Origin of the sequence: Thioalkalivibrio sp. ALMg3 (assembly GCF_000381225.1) — a bacterium.
GTDB classification, from domain to species: domain Bacteria; phylum Pseudomonadota; class Gammaproteobacteria; order Ectothiorhodospirales; family Ectothiorhodospiraceae; genus Thioalkalivibrio; species Thioalkalivibrio versutus.
In genome coordinates this window covers 80,963-107,584 of sequence record NZ_KB906221.1, presented here as the reverse complement: position 1 = coordinate 107,584, position 26,622 = coordinate 80,963, and the positions used below count along the sequence as shown (strand labels likewise).

Below are 26,622 nucleotides of genomic sequence, written 5' to 3'. Positions count from 1 at the left end.
GTCGGATCCGCTTCCACCGGCTTGTCGCATCCGGGGTGGGGGCCTACGATGTTTGCTTATGCTGGCGACCCCCGGATGCCCTTTATGTCCACCGCGCAACAATGTCCCGAACTCGACTTCCTGCAACGATTCGAGGCCGGGTCCACCGGCATCCTGTACTGGGAGCAGCTGGACCAACTGTGGGAGCGTCTGCGCGAGCGCGCGGACGCCGGATGGTACGTCTATGCGGTGGGCGACGATGTCCCGGATCAGCCGGTGCCGGAGGAGACCTTCCGGCGTTTCGTCGACGAGGTCGACGCCCTCTTGCGGCGTGATCACGACGAGGATTACTGCGGGATCGTGTACGTCGATGACCGCGAGCATCCGGAGTTCGTGAAGATCTTCGATCCCAACAACCTCGGCTCCAGCTGCGGCTCCTCCGGGCTCCGGGTCCTGCCGGGCTGGGTCGTGTCGCGGGTGCCGCCGGTGGATCTCGAGGTCGCGGTGCCCCCCACCGGCAGTCGCCGGCGCTGGTGGCAGCGGCTGTTCGGTGGTGCACAGTGAGACCCGGGACCGGGTTGCTGGTGCAGTTCGTCCGGGCGCGGCTGGAAGCGTAGCGTGAGCGGGTCTGTCTGGCAGGGCCTGCGCGCCCAGTCCCGGTTGTTCATCGCCCTGGGCATTCTGATCCTCGTGGTGGTCTGGATCGTCTCCGGGATGCTCGGGCGCGAGACGGAGGAGGCGCCGCGGGCAAGCGATCCCCAGCCCATGGCGGTGGCGGTAACGGAGCTCACGGCCGAGCCGGTAGAGCGTTTGCTGGTGCTGCAAGGGCGGGTGGAACCGGATCTGCGAGTAATGGTGCGGGCGGAGACCGAAGGCCAGGTCGCGGAATGGGCCGTGGCCCGCGGGGCGCGGGTGGATGTGGGGGATGAACTCGCGAACCTGCGCATGGATGATCGCGAGGCGCGGCGGCGGCAGGCGATTGCCCGGTTGCGCGGGGCGGAGAGCGAATACGAGGCGGCCCAGCGCCTGCACGACCAGGGCCATGTCTCGCGTACCCAGCTGGAGGCCCGCGAGGCGGAGCGCGAGGCCGCACGGGCCGAGCTCGAGGCAGTCGAGCTGGACATTCGCAACACGCGGATCGTCGCACCCGTCGCGGGCATCGTGAATCAGCGCCTGGCGGATCGTGGTGACTTCGTCAGTCGCGGCGACCCGGTTGCGGAGGTGGTCGACAACGACCCGCTCCTGGCGGTGGTGCAGGTACCCCAGCACCAGATCGGGCGGGTCGAGCCGGGCCAGCCGGCGCGGATCCGTTTCCTTGATCGACGGCGTGCCGAGGGCGAGGTGCGGTTCGTTTCGCGCGTGGCCGAATCGGGCACGCAGACCTTTCGCGTCGAGATTGCCGTGCCGAACCCGGACGAGGCCCTGCCGTCGGGTATCAGTGCCGGCGTCGAGATCCCGACCGCCGTGGTGCAGGCGCACAAGCTGTCCCCGGCCTGGATGGGGCTGGATGACGCCGGGCGTGTGGGCGTGAAGACGGTCGACGCGGCGGATCGGGTGGTGTTCCACGCCGTGGAGGTGATCCGGGCCGCGGCCGATGGCGTTTGGGTGACCGGCCTGCCCGAACAGGCACGGGTGATCACCATCGGCCACGGTTTCGTAACGGATGGCGAGCCGGTGCGCCCGCAAGCGGCGCAGGTGGACCCCGGGGCGTCGGTGCCGGAATCGGTGGACGGGGCGGCGCCGTGAGGTCCCTGATCGCCTGGGCGGTGGCACATGCCCGGACGGTACTGCTTTTTCTTCTGTTGATCCTGGTGCTGGGGGCGACCGCCTACCACATCGTGCCCAAGGAGGCGGCACCGGAGATCGATGTCCCGATCTTCTTTGTCTCGGTGCCGTATCCCGGGGTCAGCCCGGAAGACGCCGAGCGCTTGATGCTGCGGCCGCTGGAGCGCGAGCTGCAGGCACTGCCCGGGGTGGACGAGATGCAGTCCTGGGCGGGCGAGGGCTTTGCCCTGGTGCGTCTGGACTTCGAGCCGGGCTGGGACAATCGCCAGGCGTTGTCGGACCTGCGCGAGGAGGTCGACCAGGTGCGCCCCGAGCTGCCGGCGGGTGCGGAGGAGCCGAGCGTCTCCGAGGTCGATCTGTCGCTGTTTCCGGTGCTGACGCTGAATCTCTCCGGGCCGCTGGACGAGCGGGCGCTGGTGCGCCTGGCGCGCGAGCTGCGCGACCGGGTCGAGGCGATCCCCGGGGTGCTGGAGGCGGATGTCGGCGGGGATCGCGAGGAGCAGATGGAGGTCCTGGTCGATCCGCTGGTGCTGGAGACCTATGAACTGTCCTTCAGCGAACTGACCCGCGCGATCGAGCGCAACAACCGGCTGGTGGCGGCCGGCGCGCTGGACACCGGGGCCGGACGTATTCCGCTGCGCGTGCCGGGCACCATTGATGATGTCGACGACGTGCTGGACACCGCGATCCGCGTGGAGGGCGATGCGGTGGTGCGGGTGCGCGATGTCGCGGAGGTGCGTCAGACCTACCGCGACCCCGAGGGTTTCACCCGCATCGATGGTCAGCCTTCGGTTTCGCTGGAGATCCGCAAGGCCTCGGAGGCTAATATCCTCGAGGTCGTGGCCGCTGCCCGGGCGACCATTGAGGCCGCCCGGGCCGACTGGCCGGAAGCGGTGGAGGTGACCTACCTGCAGGACATGGCGCGGGATGTAGGCGACCTGCTGGGGGACCTGGAGAACAGCGTGATCACCGCGATGCTGATCGTGGCGCTGGTGATCCTGGCGATGATGGGGGCGCGGGCGGCGCTGCTGGTGGGAATGGCGATTCCCGGGGCCTTCCTCGGCGGCATCCTGGTGATCTACCTGATGGGTTTCACACTGAACGTGGTGGTGCTGTTCGGCCTGATCCTGGTCGTGGGCATGCTGGTGGACGGTGCCGTGGTGGTCGTGGAGCTGGCGGATCGCTATGTGGCCGAGGGCATGGCGCGGGCGGATGCATTCCGCGCGGCCGCCCAGCGCATGGCCTGGCCCATCACAACGGCCATTGGGACCACGCTGGCGGTGTTCGCGCCCATGCTGCTGTGGCCCGGCATGGTCGGCGAGTTCATCGTCTACCTGCCGGCCACCGTGATCGTGACCCTGATCGCCTCGCTGGCGATGGCACTGGTCTTTATCCCGGCGCTGGGTGCCGTGATCGGGCAGAGCCGGCCGATCAACGCCGCGCAGACGCGCTACGTGCGCGCGGCGGAGGAGGGACGCTACGACGAACTGCAGGGGATTACGCGCGCCTATATCCACCTGCTGCAATCCCTGGTGCGGCATCCCGGCTGGACGCTGGCGGGGACGGTCGCGGTGGTCGTGGTGGCCTACGCGCTGTATGCCACGCAGGGCCGGGGCGTGGAGTTCTTCCCGCAGGTCGAGCCTGACTTCGTGCAGGTCCAGGTGCAGGCACGCGGCGATCTCTCGGTATGGGAGGCGGATGCCCTGGTCCGCCAGGTGGAGGGCACTCTGCACGGCGTACCCGAGATCCGCCACGTCTACGCGCGCACCATCGGGACCCAGCTGGGTCGTCTGCAGGGCGACTATGCCGAGGACGTGATCGGGGTCATTCAGCTGGAGCTGATTGGCTGGCGGCAGCGGCCACCGGCTTCGGCCATCATCGAAGACCTGCGCCGTCGGACCGCGGACCTGCCGGGGATTCGCCTGCAGTTCAGGGCCCAGGAACGTGGACCGAGCGAGGGTCGCCCGATCGTGGTCGAGGCCGCCAGCGCCGACCCCGAGCGGATCCCACCCGTGATCCGGCAGCTGCGCGCCGAGGTGGACGCCCTCGGCGGGTTCGTGGACGTGACCGACGACCTGCCCCTGCCCGGGGTGGAGCTGGAGGTGCGCTTTGACCGTGAACAGGCGGCTCGCTTCGGGGTTGATGTCCCGCTGCTGGGCGAGGGCGTGCAACTGGTCACCAGCGGGATCTTGCTGGGAACCTACCGTCCGGACTACAGCGACGAGGAGGTTGATATCCGCTTGCGCTTGCCGGCCGCGCAGCGCCATCTTCAGCAGCTGGCGGGCCTGAACCTGCCGGGGGCCACCGGGCTGGTGCCGCTGGCCCATTTCGCCGAGTTGGTGCCGGTGCCGGCGACCGGCCTGATCAAGCGCCGCGATGGCCATCGTGCGTACACCCTGGAGGCGGATGCGGCCCCCGGCTATCTGGTAGACGAGCGCCAGCGTGCGCTCGAAGGCCGGATGGCCGACCTGGAGCTGGACGCCGAGGTGCAGCTGCGCTTTCGCGGTCAGGCCGAGGAGCAGGCCGAGGCCACGAACTTCCTGCTGGGGGCGTTCGGACTGTCGCTGTTCCTGATGCTCGCGATGATGGTGACCCAGTTCAATCGCTTCTCCCAGGCCTTTCTGGTGCTCTCGGCCATCGTGTTTTCCACCGCCGGGGTGCTGCTGGCGTTGCTGCTGCGCGGGGAGCCCTTCGGCATTGTGATGAGCGGGATCGGTGTGCTGGCGCTGGCGGGGATCGTGGTGAACAACAACATCGTGCTGATCGATACCTACAACGAGCAGCGCAGGCTTGGGCTGGATGCGATGGAGGCGGCCCTGCGCGCGGCCGCGCAGCGGATGCGGCCGGTGCTGTTGACGGCGATCACGACCATCCTCGGCCTGTTGCCGATGGTGCTGGCGTGGACGGTGGACTTTTCCGGCAGGGACTTCTACGTCGGCGCGCCGGTCACAGGGTTCTGGGTCCAGCTGGCGACGGCCATCGCCGGAGGGCTGTTGTTTGCGACTCCGCTGACCCTGCTGTTCACGCCCGCCATGCTGGTATTGCTGGACCGGTGGGGTCTGGACCGACGGCCGGTATCGGTGGGCGGGTCGGGTTCCGCGGTCAGCGGCTCGCCAGGCGCTTGATGCACTCGAGGTAGGCGTTCTCGTCCGGCGCGGCGTTGCTGCGCTGGGCTTCCCACAGGACCTGGCCCAGGCACTCCATCATCCGGTGCTCGGCATCCATGACGCCAAAGCGGGCGCAAAGCCCCTGGTGCAGCTGGCGGGTCCCGGCCGGGCGGTCGGTGCGCGCCTGGTCGCGCAGGCTCAGGTGCATGGCCATGTGCAGGAACGGGTTGGAGGTGCCGAGCTCCGGCGGGAACTCGCCGGTCAGCGCGGTCTCGCGGTCCTTCAGGTAGTCGTGGTACTCGGGGTGGTCCGAGATCACGTCCACCAGTTGCTGTTCCAGATCAGACAGGGCCTCGCCGGCCTGGGCCTTTTGCCAGGCGTCGACGAACTGGGTGCGGATCTGGTCGCGGTTGCCGTACATGGGGTGTCCTCGGGGTATTGGTGGTGGTCAGGCGCCACGGGTCGGGGGCGGCGTCTTCGCCTTGTATTCGCACAGATCCTCGATCGGGCAGCGCCAGCACTCCGGCTTGCGCGCCTTGCAGACGTAGCGCCCGTGCAGGATCAGCCAGTGGTGGGCGTCCTGCAAGTAGGCCTTCGGGGTCAGGCGCATCAGGCGCTTTTCCACCTCCAGCACGGTCTTGCCCGGGGCCAGGCCGGTGCGGTTGGCGACCCGGAAGATGTGGGTGTCCACCGCGATGGTGGGGACGCCGAAGGCGGTGTTGAGGATCACGTTCGCGGTCTTGCGACCAACCCCCGGTAGGGCTTCCAGCGATTCGCGATCACGCGGGACCTCGCCCCCGTGGCGCTCCACCAGCAGGCGGCAGGTCTTCATCACGTTCTCGGCCTTGGCGTTGTACAGGCCGATGGTCTTGATGTGTTCCTTGAGACCGTCCAGGCCCAGCTCGAGGATGGCCTCGGGGGTGTTCGCCACCGGGTAGAGACGGCGGGTGGCCTTGTTGACGCCGACATCCGTGGCCTGGGCCGACAGGATGACCGCGATCAAAAGTTCAAAGGGGGTGTCGTAGTCGAGCTCGGTCGTCGGCTCGGGGTTCGCCGCCTTCAGGCGTTCGAAGATGGCTTCTCGCTTCGCGGCGTTCATGGATGCGGGGGCTCCAAACAAACCGGCCCCGCTTCGCGGGGCCGGCAACTCGCGTAGTGGCGTTGCTCAGACGTGGCGGAAATGGCCAATATCCGGCGCGGCGTCGCGCGGGTTGGACTCGGCTTCCTTCTCCAGGTCCTTGATCAGCTTGGCGTGCTTCTCTTCGATGTCGTGCATCGCCTTTTCGTCCATCTTCGGGAAGATGACGTCACGGATGAACGAACCCAGCTCGTCCAGGCAGCTCGGCCAGTACTTGTCGTTCAAGTGGAACGCATGGTGGGCATGGGTGCCCATCGGGTAGCTGTCGAACTTGCGGATCATGGTGTAGGACAGGTCGCTGTCCTTCTCGACAAAGTTCTTGGCGAAGTCGTACCACCACTTGTAGTACTTCTCCTGGAGCTCGTCGTTGAACCCGTGGTTCTCGAAAAAGGCGGCGATCGTGCCGCGCGGGGCGAGGCCGTAGCGCGTGCCGCGCTTGCCAGCAAACGGGAAGTGTCCAGCCATGCCAATCTCCTGGGACGTTTGAATGTCCGGGGCGGTGGCCCCGGTAGAACGGATTCGTGGCGCCGGAAGTTTACCGGCTGACAGCCAGGAATCAAGGCCGGAGCCGATCAGGCGTTGTCGGGGCTCGCCTCGGTTGCGGTCGCGGTCTCGTCGCCGGTGGGGCTCGGTTCCGCTTCGAACTGGCTGTCGATCCAGTTCTTGGCGGCGATCAGCAGGCCCATGGCCATGAAGGCGCCGGGGGGCAGCAGGGCCAGCAGGAAGCCGTGCTCGGACGGGTAGAGCTGCAGGGTCATGCCGTGGCCCCAGTCGCCGAACAGCAGGTGGGCGTTGGCCATCAGGGTGCCCTGGCCGAGCACCTCGCGCAGGGCACCCAGGGCAATCAGCACGCCGGTGAAGCCCAGTCCCATCATCAGCCCGTCCAGCGCGGCGCGCGGAACCGAGTTGCGCGAGGCGAAGGCCTCGGCGCGGCCGATGATGGCGCAGTTGGTCACGATCAGCGGGATGAAGATGCCGAGGATCAGGTACAGCCCGTGAAACCAGGCGTTCATCGCCAGTTCGATGGCGGTGACGATGGAGGCGATGATCAGCACGTACACCGGGATGCGGATCTCCGGGCGCGCATGGTCACGGATCAGCGAGACCAGCACGTTCGACAGCAGCAGGGTCAGGGTGGTCGCGATGCCGAGGCCAATCGCGTTGACCATGGTGCCGGAGATCGCCAGCAGCGGGCACAGTCCCAGCAGCTGCACCAGCCCGGGGTTGTTGTGCCACAGGCCGTCGCGAATGATGTCGGTCAGGGTCGGGTTCATCGGCTTGCCTCGTCGTCCCCGTTGATCTCGCTGGTCGGGAGCGGTTCCGTGACGGAGCCGGTTTCCTCGGGCCGGGTCGCCAGCAATTCGTCACGGTGATGGTCGAAGTATTCCAGCGTGCGATAGACGGCGCGAACCACCGCACGCGGGGTAATGGTGGCCCCGGTGAACTGGTCGAAGACCCCGCCGTCCTTGCGCACGTGCCAGCCCTCGGCCGGTGGGTTGCCCAGTGAGCGCCCGTCGAAGCCGCGGATCCAGTCGGAGCGCTCGGCCTCGATGGCATCGCCCAGGCCCGGGGTCTCGCGGTGCGCGGAGACCCGCACGCCCTGGAGTTCGCCGTCGCGGTCGACGCCGATCAGCAGGTGGATATTGCCACTGTAGCCGTCCGGGGCGATCGCGGAGAAGACGATTCCAACCACCTCGTCCTCGGCATCGCGGGCGAACCAGACCGGCAGGGGGCCTCCACCCAGCAGCTCGTGGTGCAGATCGATGGTGTCGTGGACCGGGTCGTTGCGGTAGTCGAGTTCCCCGGTCAGCTCCGCGATGCGGTTGCGATTGACCGCCATGCGGTTCTCCGCGATGCGCGCCTCGGTGGAGTCCTGTACCAGGGCGACGATGCCGGCCCCGGCGGCGGCAAACCCAGCGAGCAGGGCGGTCGCCAGCAGGATGTCCCGTGGCTTCAGGTTACCCATGGCCGTCCCCCGGTGGCGGTCCGCGGCGCTCGCGCCCGAAGATGCGCGGGCGCGTCAGGTGGTCCAGGGTCGGGGCGACCATGTTCATCAACAGTACGGCGAAGGCGACCGCATCCGGGTAGCCGCCCCAGGTGCGGATGATGAAGATCAGCAGGCCGATGCCGGCCCCGTAGAGGATGCGCCCCAGCGGGGTGGTGGAGGCGGACACCGGGTCGGTGGCGATGAAGAAGGCGCCGATGATCACCGCGCCGCTGAATAGATGGAAGGCCGGCGAGGCGAAGGAGTCCGGGTCCAGCATCCAGAAGAAGCCGGCCGGGATCGCCACGCCCAGGATCACCGCCACCGGGATGTGCCAGTGGATGATCCGCCGGAACAACAGGTACAGCCCGCCGAGCAGGAAGAAATTGCCGATCCACTCCCAGCTGGTTTCGCTGAAGGTGCCGAACAGCGGGCTGGTGGTGATCTCGTTGACCGTGCGCCCGGCGCCCAGGCCCTCGCGCATCGCATCCAGCGGTGTGGCGCGGGTGATGGCATCCCAGTCCATGGCGGCCGGGAGACTGCCGGTGAGGACCGTTTGCAGCGTCTGCCCGAGGCCCAGCGACATCTCGGACAGGGTGTCCGGGGCCGGCCACAGGGCCATTTCGCGCGGGAACGAGACCAGTACCACCACGTAGCCGACCATCGCCGGGTTGAACGGGTTGTAGCCCAGCCCGCCATACAGGTGCTTGGCGACGATGATGGCGAAGGCGATGCCGATCAGGGTGACCCAGACGGGTGTGAGCGGCGGTACCGCCAGCGCGAACAGCCAGCCGGTGACGATCGCCGAGTTGTCGCCCAGCGTGGCCATCACCGGGCGCTTGCGGGCGGCGACGATCGCGGCCTCGAAGGCCACCGCGAACAGCACCGCCAGGACCACATTGACCAGTACGCCCCAGCCGAAGAACCAGGCCATCGCGAGGGTGCCGGGCACCAGCGCCATCAGGACCTGCTGCATGACCCCGCCCACCGAGTGGGCCGGGATCATGTGCGGCGAGGATTCGGTGCGAAAGCGCATCAGCGGTCGCCCGTGTCCGTGGAATCGCGTTCGCCGGATTGGGCGGGTTCGGTGTGCGTCTCGGGGGTGGCGGCCGCCTTGTCCGCTTGCTCGGTCGCCGCGCCCTCGACGGCGTCCCCGGCCTTGGCGGCCTTGCGCGCTCGGGCGCGCTCGAGCGCGGCCTGGATGGCGGCCTGTTTGTCGCTGTTTTCGTTACTGGCGCCGTCGGCGCTGCTGTCTTTCTTCTTGAGCGCGGCCTTCTTCTTGGCCATGCGTTCGGCCTTTTCGCGTTCCTCGCGCTCGATGCGTTCCTGGCGGAACTCGTAGCGTTCGCGCGCGATATCCGACTTCTGGCGCTCCTTCTCGCGCGCCCAGATCTCGTTCTTGGCATAGCGGTAGTACTGCACCAGCGGGATGTTGCTGGGGCAGACATGCGCGCAGCAGCCACATTCGATGCAGTCGAACAGGCCGTACTCCTGGGTCGCGTCGAAGTCCTTGGCCCTGGCCTGCCAGTACAGCTGCTGCGGCAGCAGTTGCGCCGGGCAGACGGCCGCGCACTCGCCGCAGCGGATGCAGGGCATCAGCGGGCCGGGTGCGGGCGTGTCCTGCGGGCGGGTCGCCAGCAGGCAGTTGGTCCCCTTGATCACCGGGATGGCGTCGTCATGGACCGCGAAGCCCATCATCGGGCCGCCCATCACCAGGCGGTCCACGCCCTCGGCATAGCCACCGGCGGCGGCGATCACATCGGCGAACGGGGTCCCCAGCAGGGCCTCGACATTGCGCGGATGCTGCACGCCCGGCCCGGTGACGGTGACGATGCGCGACAATAGCGGGCGACCCTGGATCACCGCATCGCAGACCGCCTTGAAGGTACCCGGGTTGTTGCAGATCATCCCGATATCCGCCGGCAGGCCGCCGCTGGGGACCTCCTGGCCGGTGAGGACCTTGATCAGCTGGCGCTCGCCGCCAGTGGGATAGATGGATGGCACCGAGACCAACTGGACCCGCTCGCGCAGTTCGCCGGGGAGAGTCTCGGTCAGTGCCCGCATGGCCTCCGGCATGTTGTCTTCCACCGCGAACAGTACGCGCTCCACACCCAGCAGGTGGGCGACGATGCGGATGCCCTCGAATACCGCCTCGGGGGCGCTGCGCAGCAGCGAGTCGTCGGCGCTGATGTAGGGTTCGCACTCGGCCCCGTTCACGATCAGCGTGTGGATGCGCTGGCCGGCGCGCGGATTGAGCTTGACCGCGGTAGGAAAGGCCGCCCCGCCCAGTCCGACGATCCCGGCATCGCGAATGCGTTGGCGCAGCTTGCGCGGGTCGCGGGTGTCCCAGTCCAGCCAGGGCTCCATGCGGGTTTCGCCCCAGTCGTCGCGGCCATCGCTTTGGATGGTCATGCAGGGGGCGCTGAGGCCCGAAGGGTGGGGTACCGCGTGGTCGGCGATCTCCACCACCTCGCCGGAGGTGGGGGCATGCACGTGGGCTGCGATATAGCCCTTGGACTGGCCAATCCGCTGGCCCTTGGTCACTCGGTCCCCGACCGCCACGCAGGGCTCCGCCGCCTCGCCGATATGCTGGCCCAGGGGGACGATCAGCCGGGACGGCACGCCCATCACCAGCACCGGGTCGCGGGTGCTGGCGTCGGTCTCTTCGGCCAGTTTCAGGCCCCCATGGAAGCGATGCAGCTGCATAAGCGTATTCTAACGGTTCGCGGGCATCCGGCTCAGCCGGACTGCCGCGAACCGTCCGCGATGACGTGGATGGGCCGTTCGATCGGCGAAGGGTTCGGCTCCGACCAGCGCCATTCGGTGATGTCAGTGCCGACCGGGACCATGGTGATGCAGTCCACCGGGCAGGGCTCGATGCACAGCTCGCAGCCGGTGCATTCTTCCTCGATCACGGTGTGCATCTGCTTGGCAGCCCCGAGGATCGCGTCCACCGGGCAGGCCTGGATGCACAGGGTGCAGCCGATGCAGATGTTCTCGTCGATGATGGCGACGGCCTTCTCCTGCTCTTCTTCCTCCAGCGGTGTGGGCTCGCGGTCGAGCAGGTCCGCCAGGGCACGCACGGTCGCCTGGCCGCCGGGCGGACAGCGGTTGATGTCCGCCTCGCCCGCGGCGATGGCCTCGGCGTACGGGCGGCAGCCGGGATACGAGCACTGGCCGCACTGGGTCTGCGGCAGCAGGGCATCGATCTGATCGACGACTGGGTCCGCCTCCACGCGAAAGCGCTGCGCGGCGAAGCCCAGAATCACCCCGAATACGGCGGCCAGGCCGCCGATCGCGAGGATGGCGTACAGCACGCTCACAGCCGAACCAGCCCGGAGAAGCCCATGAACCCCAGCGACATCAGCCCGGCGGTGATCATGGCGATCGCGCTGCCGCGGAACATCACCGGCACGTCGGCCACCGCGATCCGCTCGCGGATGGCGGAGAACAGGATCAGGACCAGCGAGAAACCGACCGCGGCGCCGAAGCCGTACAGGGCCGACTCGACGAAGTTGTGCGCCTCCTGGACGTTCAGCAGGGCGACGCCCAGCACCGCGCAATTGGTGGTGATCAGAGGCAGGAAGATGCCCAGCACGTTGTACAGCAGGGGCGAGGTCTTGCGCACCACCAGCTCGGTGAACTGCACCACGGCGGCGATGACCAGGATGAAGGCGATGGTGCGCAGGTACTCCAGCCCGAGCGGGAGCAGCAGGTACTCGTTGATCACGTAGGAGCTGACCGCGGACAACGTCAGCACGAAGGTCGTGGCCAGGCCCATGCCGGTGGCCGTCTCGACCTTGCGTGAGACCCCCATGAACGGGCACAGGCCCAGAAACTTCACCAGTACGAAGTTGTTCACGAGGATCGTACTGATGAGTATCAGGACGTATTCCACGTTAAATCCGAGTCGTCAGGTCAACAATACAGTATCCGGGAGTGGTACAGCGTACTCAACCCCGAGGGCTTCGTGGGTACCCGCTTTCTGCGGGTTGACCCCGTCTTTGGGCGGCTTCCAGGTGTGCGGCGGACAACCTTCTTGTCAGCGGTCCTGAGTAAGAGACTAGCCGCCCTGCGCGCCCGCGGGCATGAGCGAGGTCAAGGACCGTACCGGATGCGCGTCCTGCGCATTCGGGTCGGCCTCGGGCCGGGCGGTCATTAGCCAGGCCTGGTGCGCGCAATCGAGCTCGTCGCCACGCGCGGACAGGACCAGCACCGTCTCGGGCGTGCGGCCGATCTCTTCCGCCAGACGGCGGTAACTGCCGGCATCCCGCCGGCCCCCGATCCGGGTATCGAACAGCCCGTCCAGGCACTCTTCCACTTCCGGGTGCGGGCTGTGGCGCAGCCAGTCGCGCTGCACCGGGGCCGGGGTTGCGCCGAAACTGTAGAGGGCGACGCCGGCCGCGTGCAGGCGCACCAGGGCTTCGGCTGTGGCCGCGTCCAGTTGCGGCTGCAGCGCACCGGCCTCCAGCGCGTCCGCCCAGACCATGCCCTGCAGTTGGCGCACCGGGGTAATGTCCTGACCGCCGCGAATCCAGGCGCGGATCTGGGCGAGCAGGCCATCCGCGTCCAGCTCGCGCCCGGAGTAGGCGAGGATATCCGCCAGGGTGCGCTGTACCGCGGTGGACTCCGCGTGACGCTCGAGGAAGCCGGGCAGCGCCTCTTGGGCATGTGGCTCCAGCGTCTCGCGCAGCACGCCGGATGGGGCAAGGATCCCTTCGAAGGCCAGGATGATGGCCTGAGGCGCCGAATGCGCGGCAGAGGCGGCCATTACACGACGAGCTGGCGGGCCAGCGTCTCGCATTCGAACATGAACTCGAAGGCTTCGGTTCGCTGCATCGCCAGTTCTACGGTCTGACCCCAGGTGTAGAGGCCGTGCCCGTTGATCAGATACCCGGCGAGCTCCGGATTGCGCGTCATGGCGGCGTCGACCTGGGCGGCCAGCTGCTGCATGTCCGGGTGATTGGCAAACACCGGGATCTGGAGGCCGCGCGAGGGGTGTTCGCAACCCGGGAGTTCGCGCAGGGCCTCGTAGTCGCGCAGCAGCAGCGTCCCGGCGACCTGGCGCGAAAGCACCGTGCCGTGGACGCTGTGCGTGTGCAGCACGGCCCCCAGCTTGGGGTCGTGGCGGTACATGATGATGTGCAGGAAGGTCTCGGGGCCGGGGTCTCCGCTGCCGGAGATCAGGTGGCCTTCCAGATCGACGACCATGAAGTCGTGCGCATCCAGCAGATCCTTGCCGCGCCCGGGAGCGGTAATGACAATGTGCTGGTCATCCAGGCGCGCGGAGAAGTGCCCGGTGCGCGCGGGGAGCCAGCCGCGTTCCGCGAGCTCGCGTCCGGCGTCGGCCAGCAGGCGGATCTGTGCTTTGAATTCGGGGCTTTGTTCCATGCGTCCGGGGACCGAGAAAAGAGCGGCAGCTTACGCGAGCAACGGGCGCAAATCCATGGGCCGCGGGTGTTCTGCGTAAATCGCGCCGCCGGGGGCGGGCACTACTTGACGCGCATGCCGGGCCGGGCGCCGTCATCCGGATTCAGGATGTACAGCTCCGAGCCGCCCGGGCCGGCGGCCAGCACCATGCCCTCGGAGACGCCGAAGCGCATCTTGCGCGGGGCCAGGTTGGCGACCATCACGGTATGCCGACCGATCAAGTCCTCCGGCGCGTAGGCGGACTTGATGCCGGCGAATACCTGGCGCGTCTCGTCGCCGATGTCCAGGGTCAGCTTCAGCAGCTTGTCCGCGCCCTCGACGTGTTCGGCGTTGGCGATGCGCGCGATGCGCAGATCCACCTGGGCGAAGGTGTCGAAGTCGATGGTCGCGGCGATCGGATCCACGGTCGCCTCCGGGGCGGCGTTGTCGGTGGCGCTGGATGCCTCGGTCGCGGCCAGGGTGGCCTTCGACGCCTCCAGCAGCTTGTCGATGGTCTCCGCTTCGATGCGGGTCATCAGCGGCTTGAACTTCTGGATGCTGCGTCCGACCAGCGGCTCGCGGCTGGCCCAGCGGGTGTCTTCCAGGTTCAGGAACTCGGCGGCGTCGGCGGCGAGCTTTGGCAGCACCGGGGCGAGATAGACGATCAGGATCCGGAACAGGTCCAGCCCCTGGGTGTTGATCGCCTGGACCTCTGCCTCGCGGCCCTCCTGCTTCGCCAGGACCCAGGGTTGGACCTCGTCGATGTACTGGTTGGCCTGGTCGGCCAGGGCCATGATGCGGCGCATCGCCTGGGCGAATTCGCGCTTCTCGAACGCCTCGGCAATCACCTCGCCCTCGGCAACGAAGGCCTCGTGAAGGTCGGGCCGCGGGAGTTCCGCGGCCAGTTCGCCGTTGGAGCGCTTGTTGATGAAACCGGCGCAACGGCTGGCGATGTTGACCACCTTGCCGACCAGGTCCGAGTTCACGCGCTGTACGAAGTCTTCGAAATTCAGGTCCAGGTCGTCGACGCTGTCGCCTAGCTTGGCGGCCAGGTAGTAGCGCAGGGATTCCGGGTTCAGGTGCTCCAGGTAGTCGCGGGCGCGAATGAAGGTGCCGCGCGACTTGGACATCTTCTGCCCGTTGACGGTCAGGAAGCCGTGGCAGAACACCGCCGAGGGGGTGCGATAGCCTGCACCGTGCAGCATGGCCGGCCAGAACAGGGTGTGGAAGTAGGCGATGTCCTTGCCGATGAAGTGATACAGCTCGGCGTCGGAGTCCGCCCCCCACCAGGCGTCGAAGTCCAGCCCCTGCTGCGCGGCGTAGGCGCGAAAGCTCGCCATGTAGCCAATCGGTGCGTCGAGCCAGACGTAGAAGTACTTGCCCGGCGCATCGGGGATCTCGAAGCCGAAGTAGGGTTTGTCGCGGGAGATGTCCCAGTCACTGAGACCGGTGTCGAACCACTCGTCCAGTTTGTTGCGGATCGCGTCCTGCAGGCGTCCGGAGCGGGTCCATTCGCGCAGGAAGGCCTCGAAGTCGCCGAGCTTGAAGAAGTAGTGCTCGGAGGCGCGCGACTGCGGGCGCGCACCGCTGATCGCGGAGACCGGGTCCTTCAGGTCCAGCGGGCTGTAGGTCGCGCCGCAGGCCTCGCAGGAATCGCCGTACTGTTCCGCGGCGCCGCATTTGGGGCAGGTGCCCTTGATGAAGCGATCGGGCAGGAACATCCCGGCCTCGGGGTCATAGGCCTGGTCGATGGTTCGGGTCTCGATATGTCCGGCATCGCGCAGCGCGGTGTAGATCTGCCCGGCCAGCTCGCGGTTCTCGTCCGAATGGGTGGAGTGGTAGTGGTCGAACCCGATGCGGAATTCGGCGAAGTCGGCCTCGTGCTCCTGGCGCACGCGGGCGATCAGTTCTTCCGGCTCGATGCCCTCGGCGCGTGCCTTGAGCATGATCGGCGTGCCGTGGGCGTCGTCCGCGCAGACATAGATGACCTCGTGGCCGCGCGCGCGCTGGAAGCGCACCCAGATATCGGTCTGGATGTACTCCACCAGGTGGCCCAGGTGGATCGGGCCGTTGGCGTAGGGCAGGGCGCTGGTGACGAGGATCTTGCGCGGGGTATCGGTCATTGCTTGGCTCGTTTGGGTGGCACCGGGCGCGGGTGCAGGGGCGCTATTGTCGGGTTTGGATCGCGGGTTGTCGAGGCGTGCCAAGGGCTCCGGCATGTTGTCCACAGAAGTTGTGGATAACTCTGTGGGCAACCCGGTGGAATCGGTCGCCAGGCCTTGCCACACAAGGCCGCATGACAAATTGGTTAAAAAACGACCAACACATAAGAAGGTAGGGAAAACAGTATCTTGAAGAACAATGGTGCAGCGACTTAGATGCTTGTTCGCCTATCTTGGCCGATGTTCCCTATCTTCAGGCCCTTTGTGCATAAAACCGTCGCAAGGGCCTTGACACCTGCCTTGATTCGCGCCCGGGGGCTTCGGAAAGGACGGGTGGCTCGTGGTGCCATTGGCGTCGTGCACCGAGGCCAGTAGAATCGCGCGATCACTCCCAACATCGGATGCCACGTACCCATGGCCGAACTCGCGCGAGAGCAGATCGAAAACGCCCTGAAGACCGTTCAGGACAAGTACCTCGAGCAGGACCTGGTCGCCGCCGGCGAGGTCCGGGACATTCGCGTGGACGGTGCCCGTGCCGCGATCGATATCCAGATGGGGTATTCCGCTGCTGGGTACCACGACGAGCTGCGCGCCGCCATCCAGGGTGCACTGGCGGGTGTGGCCGGGCTCGAGTCCTCCGAGGTCACCATCAGCACGAAGGTCACGACCCACGCGGTGCAGAAGAGCCTGAAGCCAATGGCGGGGATCAAGAACATCATCGCCGTGGCTTCCGGCAAGGGCGGGGTGGGCAAGTCCACGACCGCGGTCAACCTGGCGCTGGCCCTGGTCGCCGAGGGCGCGCAGGTCGGTATCCTGGATGCCGACATCTATGGCCCCAGCCAGCCGCGCATGCTGGGGATCAAGGACAAGCCGGAATCCAAGGACGGCAAGAGCATGGAGCCGCTGGAGCGCCACGGCGTGCAGGCGATGTCCATTGGTTTCCTGATCGACGAGGACACGCCAATGATCTGGCGTGGCCCGATGGTTACCCAGGCGCTGGAGCAGCTCCTGAACGAGACCAACTGGAAGGAGCTGGACTACCTGATCATCGACCTGCCGCCGGGCACCGGTGACATCCAGCTCACCCTGTCGCAGAAGATCCCGGTCTCCGGTTCGGTGATCGTGACCACGCCGCAGGACATCGCGTTGCTGGATGCGCGCAAGGGCCTGCGCATGTTCGAGAAGGTCGAGGTGCCGGTGCTCGGCATCATCGAGAACATGAGCATCCACATCTGCTCGAAGTGCGGCCACGAGGAATACATCTTCGGCCAGGGCGGCGCCGAGGGCATGGCGGAGGAATACGGCGTGGATCTGCTGGGCGCACTGCCGCTGGACATCCGCATCCGCGAGCAGGCGGACGGTGGCGAACCCACCGTGGTCGCCGACCCGGAGGGCCGCATCACGGAGATCTACCGCGAGATCGCACGGCGCACGGGTGCCAAGCTGGCCGAGCAGTCCAAGGACTACAGCAGCAAATTCCCCAACATCGTGATCCAGGACAACTGATCCGGTGCGCCACCAGGGACAGGCCCAATGAGCATCAAGGCGGACCGCTGGATTCGGGAGATGGCCGAGACGAAGGGCATGATCGAGCCCTTCGAGCCCGGCCAGATCCGCTACCGCGACGAGCAGCGGATCGTGTCCTACGGGACCTCGAGCTACGGCTATGACGTGCGGTGCTCCGATCACTTCAAGATCTTCACCAACATCAACTCCAGCATTGTCGACCCCAAGGGCTTCGACGAGGGCAGTTTCGTGGACGTGCAGTCGGACTGCTGCATTATCCCGCCGAACTCCTTTGCCCTGGCGCATACGGTCGAGTACTTCCGCATCCCGCGCGATGTGCTGACCATCTGTCTGGGCAAGTCGACCTACGCGCGCTGCGGCATCATCGTGAACGTGACCCCACTGGAGCCCGAGTGGGAGGGCCACGTGACGCTGGAGTTCTCCAACACCACGCCGCTGCCCGCCAAGATCTACGCCAACGAGGGCGTGGCGCAGATGCTGTTCCTGCAGTCCGACGAGGTCTGCGAGACCTCCTACAAGGACCGCGGTGGCAAATACCAGGGCCAGCGCGGCGTCACGCTCCCGCGCACCTGACCCAACCCTTCAAGTACGGAGTAGGCCCGCCATGCGTATCGTGATCGCGCTGGGCGGCAACGCCCTGCTGCAACGCGGCGAGACCCCCTCGGCCGAGGCCCAGCAGCACAACGCCCAGCGTGCGGCGGCAGCCATCGCGGCCGTGGCGCGCGAGCACGAGGTGGTCGTCACCCACGGCAACGGGCCCCAGGTGGGGTTGCTCGCCAATCAGGCGGAATGCGATCGCATCGCCTGGCCGCTGGATGTGGTCGGGGCCGAGAGCCACGGCATGATCGGCTACATCCTGGCGCGGGAGCTGCATAACGCGCTGGGCCATGACCGGGTGGCAAGCTTGCTCACCCAGACCGAGGTCGACCCGAACGACCCCGCCTTCGACCACCCGGAAAAGTTCATTGGCCCGACCTGGGACGCGGCCCGCGCCCGCGCGCTGGCCGACGAGCGCGGCTGGGACGTGGCACCAGACGGCGAGGGCTGGCGGCGGGTGGTGGCGTCGCCGGAGCCGCAACGCCTGCTGGGTATGGAGGCCGTCCGCAGTCTCGTGGATGGCGGGTCGGTGGCGATCTGTGCCGGGGGCGGCGGCGTACCGGTCGCGCGTGACGGCGACGGGCGTCTATACGGCATCGAGGCCGTGGTGGACAAGGACCTGACGGCCGCGCGCCTGGCCGCGCATGTCGGGGCGGACTGGTTGTTGATGCTGACCGATGTCGACGGCGTCTACATGGACTGGGGCACACCGGACGCCCGGCGCCTGAAGGCGCTTCTGGTTACGGCCGTGGAGCCGGCGGCGTACCCGGGCGGTTCCATGGGGCCGAAGATGGAGGCTGCACGGCGCGCTGCCCAGGGCGGCATTCGGGTCGGGATCGGTTCGCTGGAGGACGCCGCGGCTATCCTGGCCGGGCAGGCGGGGACCCGGATCCTGCCGGTGGGCGCCGCCTGAAGCCCTTGCCGGAACCCCCGCCTGTTACACTCGATGTTGCACGCCCGCCGCAGAGTTTGCAGGCTTCGAGTACACATGGATCAAGAGTGAAGATGATGCGAGAGATTCAGCGAGCCGCCCCCCTGGTGATCGGTCTGACGGCCGTGGGTCTGCTGGCGCTAGGCTGCGGCAGCGGCGAGCCGGAGGAGTCGGCCGGCCCCGCCCAGGGCCTGGAGCAGGGCGGCATCACGCCGCAGGACATGTCCAGTGACGAGGCGCGGCGCCCGCAGCAAAGCGGCATGCCCGCCGCGGACGTGAAGCGCGCAACCGACTGATTGGATCGTTGGCCTGCGGGGATTCCCCTGCGGTCACCACATGAGGTCGTCGGGTACCACGTAGTCCTTGTATGGGTCGTCCGGGGCAGGTTCCGATCCGGTTTCGTCCTCGGCGGGGATGACCAGTGGCCATTCCGGATCGCGCTCGCGGATGCGGTCGGCGGTCTCGCGTGGGATGACCCGGAACCCCTTTTCCGGGCGCACATCCAGGCCGGCAAGCGCGGCGCGGCCGTCGGCCAGGCGCTTTTGCAGGTCGGCGGTCACCGGGAGGTGGCGGATCTGCCCGCCCTGCTGGAAGTGATAATCCAGCGCGGCATCGCCGGTGGGAATCGGCGCCAGGTGGGTGCTGACCAGTTCGCGGATTTGCGCGTGGCGGGCCCGGCGTTCGGCACGTTCCTGCTGTTCGCGGTTCTTCTGTCGCGAACGCTCGGCCTGCTCGGCCTTGCGCGCCTCGGCCACGCCCGGGTCCGGACCCGTGTTGCGGTCCTTCTTCTTCTTCGCGTTCCCTTTCTGGGCCTTGTGCTTTTGCGACTTGGCCTGGCGAACCTGTTTTTCGTCGACCAGCCCCGTTTTCAGGAGCTGACTGCGCAGATCATCCGACATGAATCCTGCCGTGTTCGGTCAATGTGCGGGGAGCATAGCCGGAATGCGCCCTTGCGTGCAGCACGCGCTGTTCAGGCGGCCATGAACTCGCGCAATCCGTCGCGGATCTCGGCGTCCGGCAGATCGGGGAACAGGGTGCGCAATCGACGCTGGGGGTCGATGGCGAATGCGGGGGTGGTCTGCGGCGCCAGGCGCCGGGCCTCCGCGAGCAGTTGCAGGCCGGCGAGCCGCTCGCTTTGAAGCTCCAGTGCCAGCACCGCGCGGTAAAGCGCGTTGCGCTCGGGGGTGTGGAGCCGCCGGCGCAGTGCGCGGAGGCGTTCGGTGGAGGATGACTGCCAGCGCCGGGCCGTTTGCCGCAGTACGCGCCATTGCGAGGGTCCGAGGGGCTGCGGGTACCACAGGGCAAACAACGCGAGCATCACGTCCACGCCAAATTCGTCCTGCCAGCGCATCAGACGTTCGCGGGCGGTGGGATCGACCCACAGGGCGTCGGCGAATGCCCAGAAGGCGTCGAAGTCCGTGGCCGGCTCCGGGGTGTCCCCGGCTTCAGGCACTGCTCGCGGCGGAGGTGAAGGTGACCCCGGCCGTGTTGCGCAGGCCGTCGGGCTGGAGGATCTCCAGGTCCCGGGTGTGCAGGTTGATTACGCCCTGGTTGCGCAGCTGAGTAAACAGCCGGCTGATGGTTTCCTGGGTCAGGCCCAGGTGGTTGGCGATGTCTGCCCGTGACATGGGCAGGTAGAACCGCTCGGGGGACAGGCCGCGGGCGCGATGACGCTCCGACAGGGCGATCAGGAAGGTCGCCAGACGCTGCTCCGCGGTACGTTGGCCGAGCAAGGCGTGCAGGCTTTCGTCCTGGGCCAGCTCCTGGCTCATCACGCTCATCATGTGCTGGCGGAAGGTCGGCAGGCGGCCGGCGAGGTCGTCGACATGGCCGTAGGGCACGGCGCAGACGCTGGTGGACTCCAGTGCAATGGCACTGACCGGGTGCTTGCCGGAGTGGATCGCGTCCAGCCCCAGGAGGTCGCCGGCCAGCGCGAAGCCGGTGATCTGTTCGGTCCCGTCATCGGAGATCAGCACCGTTTTCAGTGCCCCGGTGCGGACCGCGTACAGCGCTTCGAACTTGGTCCCCATGGTGAACAGGGGCGCACCCTTGGCGATCGGCCGGCGTTGCTGGACGATTTGGTCGAGTTGCCAGAGTTCATCCTGGGGCAGGCCCATGGGCAGGCAAAGCTGGCGCAGGGTGCAGTGCTGGCAGGCTTGGGTGGGTCGTAGCGTCATGGGTGCAGGGTAGCCGTTTTTTCGACGTTGGGGAAAGCGATCTTCGGGGTATGCCATCGGGGATGGGAATGCGGTACTGTCCCCATGAGTTGTAGGCGATTACAGAAGGGTTTGCCGTCGGTCAGCCGGGCCGCACATCGAGATGGCTCGGTGTCTTCTCCCTCCGGCGGCTGCGTGGACAATGCGAGACATCGGTTATTAGACTGAGTCTAGAGTCTGCGGCACGGTCACGTTCGGCGTTACGCGTGGGGGCTGAGAGACCCGACCGCTAGAACAAGGACAGGGGTAGAGATGATCGAGCGGTTACTGGAGCAGTACATACGCTACGGGACCTTCGTGCTGCGGCATCCGGATGGCCGTGAGCAGCGTTTCGGGAACGGCGCGCCGGAAATCACCATGCAGGTGCATGACAAGGCGGCGTTACGCAAGATTGGGCGCGACCCGGGCTTCCAGCTGGGCGAGACCTACATGGACGGCCTGTGGTCGCCCGGCCCCGAGGGCCTGCAGGTGTTCCTCGACGTGGCCATGCGCAACTTCGCGCCGATGTTCAAGCAGCGGGTCAACCCTGCAGTGCGCATGCTGCGGGCCCTGATCGAGCAGGGCAACAAGGTGGCGCGCTGTTACCAGAACATCGCCCATCACTACGACGTCGATGAGTGGCTTTATCGTCAGTTCCTGGACGAGGGCATGTTCTACAGCTGCGCCTATTTCGAGCGCCCGGATATGACGCTGGAAGAGGCGCAGCAGGCCAAGTGCGCGATGCTGCGGAAGAAGTTGATGCTGGAGCCGGGCATGCGGGTGCTCGACATCGGTTGCGGCTGGGGCGGTCTGGCCTTCCATCTCGCCGAGCATGCCGGTGTCCATGTGGATGGCGTGACGCTGTCGAAGGAGCAGTTGCGGGTTGCCCGTGACGAGGCCAAGCGTCGGGGGCTCGAGGATCGGGTGCGGTTCCTCTATCAGGACTACCGCGAACACGACGACCAGTACGACCGCATCGTCAGCGTCGGCATGTTCGAGCATGTGGGCACGCCCAACTACGAGACGTTCTTCCGGCGCGTGCATGATCTGCTGAAGCCGGAAGGCATCGCGGTGCTGCACACCATCGGGCGCCAGGAGCCGCCTGGCACCTCCAACCCGTGGTTGAGCAAGTACATCTTTCCGGGCGGGTATACGCCGGCCCTGTCCGAGGTGATGGGCGCGCTGGAGCCCACGCCGCTGTACACCACCGATATCGAGTTCTGGCGCCTGCATTACGCCGAGACGCTGGCCGAGTGGTATCGCCGCTTCCAGAAGGTGCGGGCCGAGGCCGTCGAACGCTTCGATGAGCGTTTCTGCCGCATGTGGGAGTTCTACCTGGCCAGCTGTGAGGCCACCTTCCGCTGGTGGGATCAGGTGGTCTTCCACGTGCAGATGGCCAAGCAGCAGGATGCGGTGCCGTTGACCCGCGATTACCTCTATCGTGACGATGCCCCCGAAGTGATCTCCACACCGCCCGGGAAGGCCCGGGCACAGCCCAGCGACGCCGCCTGAAGGCGAGGGGAGCGATCCGGGGCCGATCCCGAAAGTACTGCAAAACTCGGGCGAACCGAACGCGCATTCCCTACACTAGTGGTCACGTTGCGGCCATGCCGGCGGTAACCACCCATTCCGGAGCAGGGGCGCGTGTTCGGTCGCTTTCGTAAACGCAGGGAGGCACAGGGCCAGGAAAGCCCGCAGGCCGGCGGACCGTCACAGGAACACGTCCTGATCGAGGCGGCCGGGCGCAGCCGCATTACCGAGGTGGCCGCCACCGCGCGGCGTGTTCCCTGGTCGCTGAACTTCCTGCAGTTGCTGTGGGCCGCCGGGCCAGTCACGTTCCTGGCAATGCAGGGCGGCTACTTCCTCGGTTTCGGCCACGCCGCCCCGGCACAGAACTTCATCTTCTTTGCCGTTTACACCCTGCTGTTCGGGGTCATCGGCCTGGTCGCGCGTTTCGTTGCGGACGCCACACGGGGCAAGCGCCAGGAGCGCTCGCGCGATCAGCTGCGCAACACCATCGACTTGCTGCCGGATCTGCTGTTCGTCACCCGCGACCTGGCGATGGGCGAGATGACCCCGGACATGCGCCGGCGCAAGGCAGCCCAAGTCCTGCTGCACGAAGTGGATATCGCCCCCGAGGCCGTGGCGGTCGCGGTGCGCGAGATGACCGGCGATGCCAGCCTGGCGGCTGCCGCGGAGCAGATCGAGATTTATCGTCGCCTGGGGCTGCGCTCGCGCGTCGCGGATCTGGTGGATGCGACCGAGGACTCCCGGCTCGCGGCCCTGGAGAAGCTGCATCACGAGGCGCCGGAGGTTGCGGATCTCCTGCGCGACCGCTTGCGGGGCGTGGCGCCAACCCAGGAGGACGGTGTGCGCCGGGTGGATCAGTTCCTGGATCGACTGTTCTCCGCCGCGGACGCCGATGACCTGGCGCGCTGCACCCTCGATGACGTACAAGCGATCTTTGTCCTCGCCTTCGAGTTGGTGAACGGACGCCAGATCAAGCGGCTGAGCTTCGAATGGTCGGGGGGCTGGCAGCTCGGGGCTGCCTTGGACCGCCTCGAATCCCAGGGCAACCGCTTCCGTGTGGCTCAGGCCGGGGTGGTCAGCCGCCTGCGCTCCCTCGGCATCCTGCTATCCCAGCACGAGGCGTCGGGCCTGGATCCACAGGCCCTGCGCGAGCCGATCGTCAGTCTGGGTCGTCAGGTGCTGGAGGCGCTGCAGCGACTGGAGGATCTCGAACCTCCGGAAAATTCCGCGGATGGGCAGCTCCTCGGTCTTGCGCTGCGCCGAGTCGAGGACCTGCGTGAGGCGCGCGACCACCTGATGCAGTCGCAAAGCCGGTACACCAACGCGGTAGAACGCTGGGAGGCCCTGCGTCGGGCGCAGGTGGAGAAGCGGGGTGAGAAGCGCTGGTTCAAACGCAGCGTGCGCGGCATCCGGGTGAGCGAGGAGCTGATCGAACTGACCGACGACCAGAAGCTGAAACTGGCCAGCCACTTCTGCTCTTTCCTCAAGGAACTCAAGATCGAGCGCGAGGGTGACCTGTTTTACTTTGGCGGCTCGGCGCTGGATGCGGAGACCGCCAAGCGGATCGGGATCCAGCTCGCCTTGATCATGGAGCCGCTGGTGGATCTTACGAATCCCAGTATCCAGCGCGCGATCTATGCCAACCCCGCGGCCTATCTGGGCGGGCTCTACGTGGGCATGAGCGCGGATGCCAAGGCAGGCCTGGGCTCGGCGATGGTGCGCAAGGTCCGGCAGGATCTCGGGCGCATGGCCGAGTGGCTGGCGCTGCGCCTCACGCGCATCTACAACCTGCCACTGAGTGACTCCATGCGCGATTTTCTGGTCAGCCACTATGGGGCCAATCGCGAGCGCCTGGAGATGCTGGCGACCCATACCGGGGACGAGTCGCACCCAGTGGCGCTGCGTGCCGAGCGCTCGCCCGAGTTCGACGCCATGCTGCAGGACAAGGCTTGGGGTCTGCTGCTCAAGCGCGGGACCCGCTACCTGTACGCGGAGGAACGGCGCCGCCGCTGATCGGCATCGATATGCGAGCCTGCTAGCGTCACTCGGGATCGCGTGGTGGGTGGGTTCGCGGCTGGTAATTTTGCGCCCAACTGTGTAGGGTTCGCTGCGTTCCTCGGTGCCCGACCAAGCGCTGCTTGGCGGGTTAAACGGGAAGATCGGTGAGTCTCCGGCGGGCTGCAAGGCCTCGGGACGAGTCCGACGCTGCCCCCGCAACGGTGATCGAGCGAGAGACCGTCTGTCGGTTTCTGATGGTCGCGGCCAGTGCCACTGAACACGATGTTCGGGAAGGCGCCGCATCGGACGCTCGTCAGCCCGGAGACCGGCCAGGGAATGATCGCGCGGCATGCGGCGGGCATGCGAGGCGGATGATCGTGCCGGGCCGTTCGCCGGTCCTGGCCGATCCCCCTCGTGTCTGTCTCCCCCTGTCTGCGCGATCCCGACGAATCAACGGCGTGCGGGCGGCTCGCCGGGAGACAACAAAAAATGAAACGCACAGCACTTTCCGCGGCCATCCTTCTGGCCACTACTCCCGTTCTGGCGGACACGCCGGATACCAACGAAGCGCAGACCCTGGAGACCGTCCAGGTCACCGCTTCGCGCATCGCACAGACGGTAGACCAGACCCTCGCGGCGGTGACCATCATCGACCGTGAAGAGATCGAGCGCCTGCAGCCCCAGCAGTTCACCGATCTTCTGGAAGGGCGAGCCGGCATCGAGACCTCCCAAACCAGCGCCTTCGGGAAGACCACTTCCGTCTTCACCCGGGGGTCGAGCTCTGGGCACACCCTGTTGCTGGTCGATGGAGTTCGAATGGGTTCTGCGACGGGTGGCGGGGCAAGTTGGCAGTTCCTGCCGCCGGAGGAGATCGAGCGCGTGGAGATCGTGCGCGGACCGCGCACCAGTATCTACGGTTCCGACGCGATCGGAGGGGTTGTGCAAGTCTTCACCCGTGAAGGCCGCAAGGGGCCGCCGAAGGTTAGTGCATTTTTCGGTGGCGGTAGTTTCAATACGTGGGAGGTCGGCGTTGGCGTAGCGGGTGGTACCGAAAACACGAACTACAGCTTCTCGGTCAGCCACTTCGATACCGACGGCATCAACGTCCAAGACGGTGTGGGCGATGAAGACCGCGATGGCTATGACAACACCTCGCTTGCCACCAAGGTCTCGCACCGGCTCGATAATGGAGTCGAGGTTTTCGGTAATGTGCTGTATTCAGAGGGTAGAACCGAAATAGACGGCACTGAAGATGAAACCGATTTTCGGCATGCCGCCCTTCGTGGTGGCTTGCGAGTGCCTGTAACCCCTTTTTGGGATACCGAATTCAGTGTTAGTCACAGTCGCGATGAGAACGATAATTTCAACGAAGGCGCTTTTTCTTCTCGCTTCGATACCAAACGCAACGGTGTGGATTGGCGAAACGATCTCGAGATAACGGATCGTGTTTATTTGATTGCCGGCATCGATGCGTATGAAGACCGGGTGGATAGCACCACCGATTATGCTGAAGATTCTCGGTACAACGTTGGAGCATACTCGGTGATTCAGGTTGGCTTGGGCCGCCATGATTTCGAGGGAAGTTTGCGTTATGACGACAATGAACAGTTTGGCGACAAGGTGACAGGGCAGGTAGCCTGGGGTATGCAGGCTACCAACATCCTACGGCTGCGCGCGTCTTATGGAACGGCCTTCAATGCGCCTACGTTTAACCAACTGTATTGGCCGGGGGCGGGTGATCCAGAACTTCAAGCAGAAGAGTCCGAAACGGCTGAAATAGGCCTTCGCGCTAGCTTTGATCAAGGGTATCTGGATGCCTCGATTTTCCAATCGAGAGTGGAAAAAATGATTCCAGTTTGGCCACCTGAAAACGTCGACGAAGCGAGGATTTCCGGGCTTGAGTTGGAGGGTGGATACGAACGTTATGATTGGATTTCGCGCGCTTCGTTGACCCTTCTGAATGCAGAGGATCGTGAAACAGGCAATGAACTTCCTCGCCGGTCCCCGGTAACTGCCCGCTTCGATCTGGATCGGCAGTTCCAAAGTTTCTCGGTCGGGGGGTCTGTGATCGCGAAGAGTCGCTCGTACAACGATGCCAACAACGATGAACAGCTGTCTGGCTATGGCCTTCTGAACCTACGCGCGAGCTATCAGATCCATCCGGAATGGCAGCTTCAGGCTTCGGTCCAGAACGTGTTCGACAAGGACTACGAGACGGCGGGCGGCTACAACCAGCCGGGGCGTGCCGCGTTCGTGAAACTGCGCTATCAGCAGAGGTGA

General features: G+C 66.4%; 25 protein-coding genes and 1 riboswitch. Of the genes, 10 read left to right on the top strand and 15 right to left on the bottom strand.

Going from position 1 to position 26,622, the window contains the following annotated elements; translation table 11 throughout:
- The first annotated feature begins 84 nt into the window (after window positions 1-84).
- Genes F622_RS0104360 through F622_RS0104350 form a run of 3 tightly spaced genes read left to right on the top strand, consistent with a single transcriptional unit; the run spans window position 85 to window position 4,889 of the window.
- Window positions 85-543, top strand: coding sequence for a hypothetical protein (locus tag F622_RS0104360; RefSeq protein ID WP_018146047.1), 459 nt, complete (start codon window positions 85-87; stop codon window positions 541-543).
- Window positions 544-597: 54 nt separating this feature from the next.
- Window positions 598-1,725, top strand: a complete 1,128-nt coding sequence (locus tag F622_RS0104355; RefSeq protein WP_019571417.1) for an efflux RND transporter periplasmic adaptor subunit — start codon at window positions 598-600, stop codon at window positions 1,723-1,725.
- Window positions 1,722-4,889 carry an efflux RND transporter permease subunit gene (locus tag F622_RS0104350; protein ID WP_019571416.1) on the top strand — a complete coding sequence of 1,056 codons (3,168 nt, stop codon included), beginning with the start codon at window positions 1,722-1,724 and terminating at the stop codon, window positions 4,887-4,889. The genes F622_RS0104355 and F622_RS0104350 overlap by 4 nt, the downstream gene beginning before the upstream one ends.
- Here F622_RS0104350 and F622_RS0104345 read toward each other — a convergent pair.
- The 12 genes from F622_RS0104345 to metG all read right to left on the bottom strand — a co-directional run bounded on the left by F622_RS0104345 (window position 4,867) and on the right by metG (window position 15,525).
- Complete coding sequence (locus F622_RS0104345) at window positions 4,867-5,292, bottom strand: DUF1841 family protein (protein WP_018169449.1); 426 nt, start codon at window positions 5,290-5,292, stop codon at window positions 4,867-4,869. The genes F622_RS0104350 and F622_RS0104345 overlap by 23 nt on opposite strands.
- Window positions 5,293-5,319: 27 nt before the next feature.
- Window positions 5,320-5,970 carry an endonuclease III gene (gene nth / locus F622_RS0104340; RefSeq protein WP_018169450.1) on the bottom strand — a complete coding sequence of 217 codons (651 nt, stop codon included), beginning with the start codon at window positions 5,968-5,970 and terminating at the stop codon, window positions 5,320-5,322.
- A 66-nt stretch (window positions 5,971-6,036) separates the two neighbouring features.
- Window positions 6,037-6,474, bottom strand: coding sequence for a hypothetical protein (locus F622_RS0104335; RefSeq protein WP_019571415.1), 438 nt, complete (start codon window positions 6,472-6,474; stop codon window positions 6,037-6,039).
- A 107-nt stretch (window positions 6,475-6,581) separates the two neighbouring features.
- Window positions 6,582-7,283, bottom strand: a complete 702-nt coding sequence (locus F622_RS0104330; RefSeq protein WP_018146041.1) for an electron transport complex subunit E — start codon at window positions 7,281-7,283, stop codon at window positions 6,582-6,584.
- Entirely contained in the window at window positions 7,280-7,975 is a 696-nt protein-coding gene (gene rsxG, locus F622_RS0104325; RefSeq protein WP_018169452.1) for an electron transport complex subunit RsxG, read from the bottom strand. The genes F622_RS0104330 and rsxG overlap by 4 nt, the downstream gene beginning before the upstream one ends.
- Window positions 7,968-9,029, bottom strand: a complete 1,062-nt coding sequence (gene rsxD, locus F622_RS0104320; RefSeq protein ID WP_019571414.1) for an electron transport complex subunit RsxD — start codon at window positions 9,027-9,029, stop codon at window positions 7,968-7,970. Before rsxD ends, rsxG begins: the two co-directional genes overlap by 8 nt.
- Window positions 9,029-10,699, bottom strand: a complete 1,671-nt coding sequence (gene rsxC / locus F622_RS0104315; RefSeq protein ID WP_019571413.1) for an electron transport complex subunit RsxC — start codon at window positions 10,697-10,699, stop codon at window positions 9,029-9,031. The genes rsxD and rsxC overlap by 1 nt, the downstream gene beginning before the upstream one ends.
- A gap of 32 nt (window positions 10,700-10,731) precedes the next feature.
- Window positions 10,732-11,316: an electron transport complex subunit RsxB gene (rsxB, locus tag F622_RS0104310; protein ID WP_018146037.1), complete on the bottom strand. Its 585-nt coding sequence runs from the start codon at window positions 11,314-11,316 to the stop codon at window positions 10,732-10,734.
- The gene (rsxA, locus tag F622_RS0104305) at window positions 11,313-11,891 is read right to left on the bottom strand and encodes an electron transport complex subunit RsxA (RefSeq protein ID WP_018146036.1); all 579 of its coding nucleotides are present in this window, start codon (window positions 11,889-11,891) and stop codon (window positions 11,313-11,315) included. Before rsxA ends, rsxB begins: the two co-directional genes overlap by 4 nt.
- 165 nt (window positions 11,892-12,056) lie before the next feature.
- Complete coding sequence (locus tag F622_RS0104300) at window positions 12,057-12,764, bottom strand: hypothetical protein (RefSeq protein ID WP_019571412.1); 708 nt, start codon at window positions 12,762-12,764, stop codon at window positions 12,057-12,059.
- Entirely contained in the window at window positions 12,764-13,384 is a 621-nt protein-coding gene (mtnB, locus tag F622_RS0104295) for a methylthioribulose 1-phosphate dehydratase (RefSeq protein ID WP_018169457.1), read from the bottom strand. The genes F622_RS0104300 and mtnB overlap by 1 nt, the downstream gene beginning before the upstream one ends.
- 101 nt (window positions 13,385-13,485) lie before the next feature.
- Window positions 13,486-15,525, bottom strand: coding sequence for a methionine--tRNA ligase (metG, locus tag F622_RS0104290; protein ID WP_019571411.1), 2,040 nt, complete (start codon window positions 15,523-15,525; stop codon window positions 13,486-13,488).
- Window positions 15,526-15,978: 453 nt separating this feature from the next.
- Between metG and apbC the strand changes: the two genes are divergently transcribed.
- From apbC to F622_RS0104270, 4 genes are all read left to right on the top strand, one after another.
- Window positions 15,979-17,070 carry an iron-sulfur cluster carrier protein ApbC gene (apbC, locus tag F622_RS0104285; protein ID WP_018146032.1) on the top strand — a complete coding sequence of 364 codons (1,092 nt, stop codon included), beginning with the start codon at window positions 15,979-15,981 and terminating at the stop codon, window positions 17,068-17,070.
- Window positions 17,071-17,097: 27 nt separating this feature from the next.
- The gene (dcd, locus tag F622_RS0104280) at window positions 17,098-17,664 is read left to right on the top strand and encodes a dCTP deaminase (RefSeq protein WP_018146031.1); all 567 of its coding nucleotides are present in this window, start codon (window positions 17,098-17,100) and stop codon (window positions 17,662-17,664) included.
- A 31-nt stretch (window positions 17,665-17,695) separates the two neighbouring features.
- Complete coding sequence (locus tag F622_RS0104275) at window positions 17,696-18,601, top strand: carbamate kinase (protein ID WP_018176352.1); 906 nt, start codon at window positions 17,696-17,698, stop codon at window positions 18,599-18,601.
- A 95-nt stretch (window positions 18,602-18,696) separates the two neighbouring features.
- Complete coding sequence (locus tag F622_RS0104270; protein WP_026287977.1) at window positions 18,697-18,915, top strand: hypothetical protein; 219 nt, start codon at window positions 18,697-18,699, stop codon at window positions 18,913-18,915.
- 33 nt (window positions 18,916-18,948) lie between these two features.
- Here F622_RS0104270 and F622_RS0104265 read toward each other — a convergent pair whose 3' ends face one another.
- The 3 genes from F622_RS0104265 to fnr all read right to left on the bottom strand — a co-directional run bounded on the left by F622_RS0104265 (window position 18,949) and on the right by fnr (window position 20,796).
- Complete coding sequence (locus F622_RS0104265) at window positions 18,949-19,518, bottom strand: DUF2058 domain-containing protein (protein WP_018146028.1); 570 nt, start codon at window positions 19,516-19,518, stop codon at window positions 18,949-18,951.
- 71 nt (window positions 19,519-19,589) lie between these two features.
- The gene (locus tag F622_RS0104260) at window positions 19,590-20,072 is read right to left on the bottom strand and encodes a DUF2390 domain-containing protein (protein WP_019571410.1); all 483 of its coding nucleotides are present in this window, start codon (window positions 20,070-20,072) and stop codon (window positions 19,590-19,592) included.
- On the bottom strand, window positions 20,065-20,796 hold the full coding sequence (gene fnr, locus F622_RS0104255) for a fumarate/nitrate reduction transcriptional regulator Fnr (protein WP_038034789.1): 732 nt from the start codon (window positions 20,794-20,796) through the stop codon (window positions 20,065-20,067). Before fnr ends, F622_RS0104260 begins: the two co-directional genes overlap by 8 nt.
- A 291-nt stretch (window positions 20,797-21,087) precedes the next feature.
- On the opposite strand from fnr, the gene F622_RS0104250 reads away from it, so the two are divergent.
- From F622_RS0104250 to F622_RS0104240, 3 genes are all read left to right on the top strand, one after another.
- A complete protein-coding gene (locus tag F622_RS0104250; RefSeq protein ID WP_019571409.1) occupies window positions 21,088-22,326 on the top strand; it encodes a cyclopropane-fatty-acyl-phospholipid synthase family protein in 1,239 nt (412 codons plus the stop codon).
- Window positions 22,327-22,458: 132 nt separating this feature from the next.
- The gene (locus tag F622_RS0104245; RefSeq protein WP_018938708.1) at window positions 22,459-24,357 is read left to right on the top strand and encodes a hypothetical protein; all 1,899 of its coding nucleotides are present in this window, start codon (window positions 22,459-22,461) and stop codon (window positions 24,355-24,357) included.
- A gap of 87 nt (window positions 24,358-24,444) precedes the next feature.
- Window positions 24,445-24,691: riboswitch (cobalamin riboswitch) on the top strand.
- Window positions 24,692-24,831: 140 nt separating this feature from the next.
- On the top strand, window positions 24,832-26,622 hold the full coding sequence (locus F622_RS0104240) for a TonB-dependent receptor domain-containing protein (RefSeq protein ID WP_019571408.1): 1,791 nt from the start codon (window positions 24,832-24,834) through the stop codon (window positions 26,620-26,622).

Bases quoted from the DNA above. Each gene is read 5' to 3' on its own strand.
- F622_RS0104360 (WP_018146047.1), top strand. From the start codon at position 85: ATGTCCACCGCGCAACAATGTCCCGAACTCGACTTCCTGCAACGATTC.
- F622_RS0104345 (WP_018169449.1), bottom strand. From the start codon at position 5,292: ATGTACGGCAACCGCGACCAGATCCGCACCCAGTTCGTCGACGCCTGG.
- nth (WP_018169450.1), bottom strand. From the start codon at position 5,970: ATGAACGCCGCGAAGCGAGAAGCCATCTTCGAACGCCTGAAGGCGGCG.
- F622_RS0104335 (WP_019571415.1), bottom strand. From the start codon at position 6,474: ATGGCTGGACACTTCCCGTTTGCTGGCAAGCGCGGCACGCGCTACGGC.
- F622_RS0104330 (WP_018146041.1), bottom strand. From the start codon at position 7,283: ATGAACCCGACCCTGACCGACATCATTCGCGACGGCCTGTGGCACAAC.
- rsxG (WP_018169452.1), bottom strand. From the start codon at position 7,975: ATGGGTAACCTGAAGCCACGGGACATCCTGCTGGCGACCGCCCTGCTC.
- rsxD (WP_019571414.1), bottom strand. From the start codon at position 9,029: ATGCGCTTTCGCACCGAATCCTCGCCGCACATGATCCCGGCCCACTCG.
- rsxC (WP_019571413.1), bottom strand. From the start codon at position 10,699: ATGCAGCTGCATCGCTTCCATGGGGGCCTGAAACTGGCCGAAGAGACC.
- F622_RS0104300 (WP_019571412.1), bottom strand. From the start codon at position 12,764: ATGGCCGCCTCTGCCGCGCATTCGGCGCCTCAGGCCATCATCCTGGCC.
- mtnB (WP_018169457.1), bottom strand. From the start codon at position 13,384: ATGGAACAAAGCCCCGAATTCAAAGCACAGATCCGCCTGCTGGCCGAC.
- metG (WP_019571411.1), bottom strand. From the start codon at position 15,525: ATGACCGATACCCCGCGCAAGATCCTCGTCACCAGCGCCCTGCCCTAC.
- apbC (WP_018146032.1), top strand. From the start codon at position 15,979: ATGGCCGAACTCGCGCGAGAGCAGATCGAAAACGCCCTGAAGACCGTT.
- dcd (WP_018146031.1), top strand. From the start codon at position 17,098: ATGAGCATCAAGGCGGACCGCTGGATTCGGGAGATGGCCGAGACGAAG.
- F622_RS0104275 (WP_018176352.1), top strand. From the start codon at position 17,696: ATGCGTATCGTGATCGCGCTGGGCGGCAACGCCCTGCTGCAACGCGGC.
- F622_RS0104270 (WP_026287977.1), top strand. From the start codon at position 18,697: ATGCGAGAGATTCAGCGAGCCGCCCCCCTGGTGATCGGTCTGACGGCC.
- F622_RS0104265 (WP_018146028.1), bottom strand. From the start codon at position 19,518: ATGTCGGATGATCTGCGCAGTCAGCTCCTGAAAACGGGGCTGGTCGAC.
- fnr (WP_038034789.1), bottom strand. From the start codon at position 20,796: ATGACGCTACGACCCACCCAAGCCTGCCAGCACTGCACCCTGCGCCAG.
- F622_RS0104250 (WP_019571409.1), top strand. From the start codon at position 21,088: ATGATCGAGCGGTTACTGGAGCAGTACATACGCTACGGGACCTTCGTG.
- F622_RS0104240 (WP_019571408.1), top strand. From the start codon at position 24,832: ATGAAACGCACAGCACTTTCCGCGGCCATCCTTCTGGCCACTACTCCC.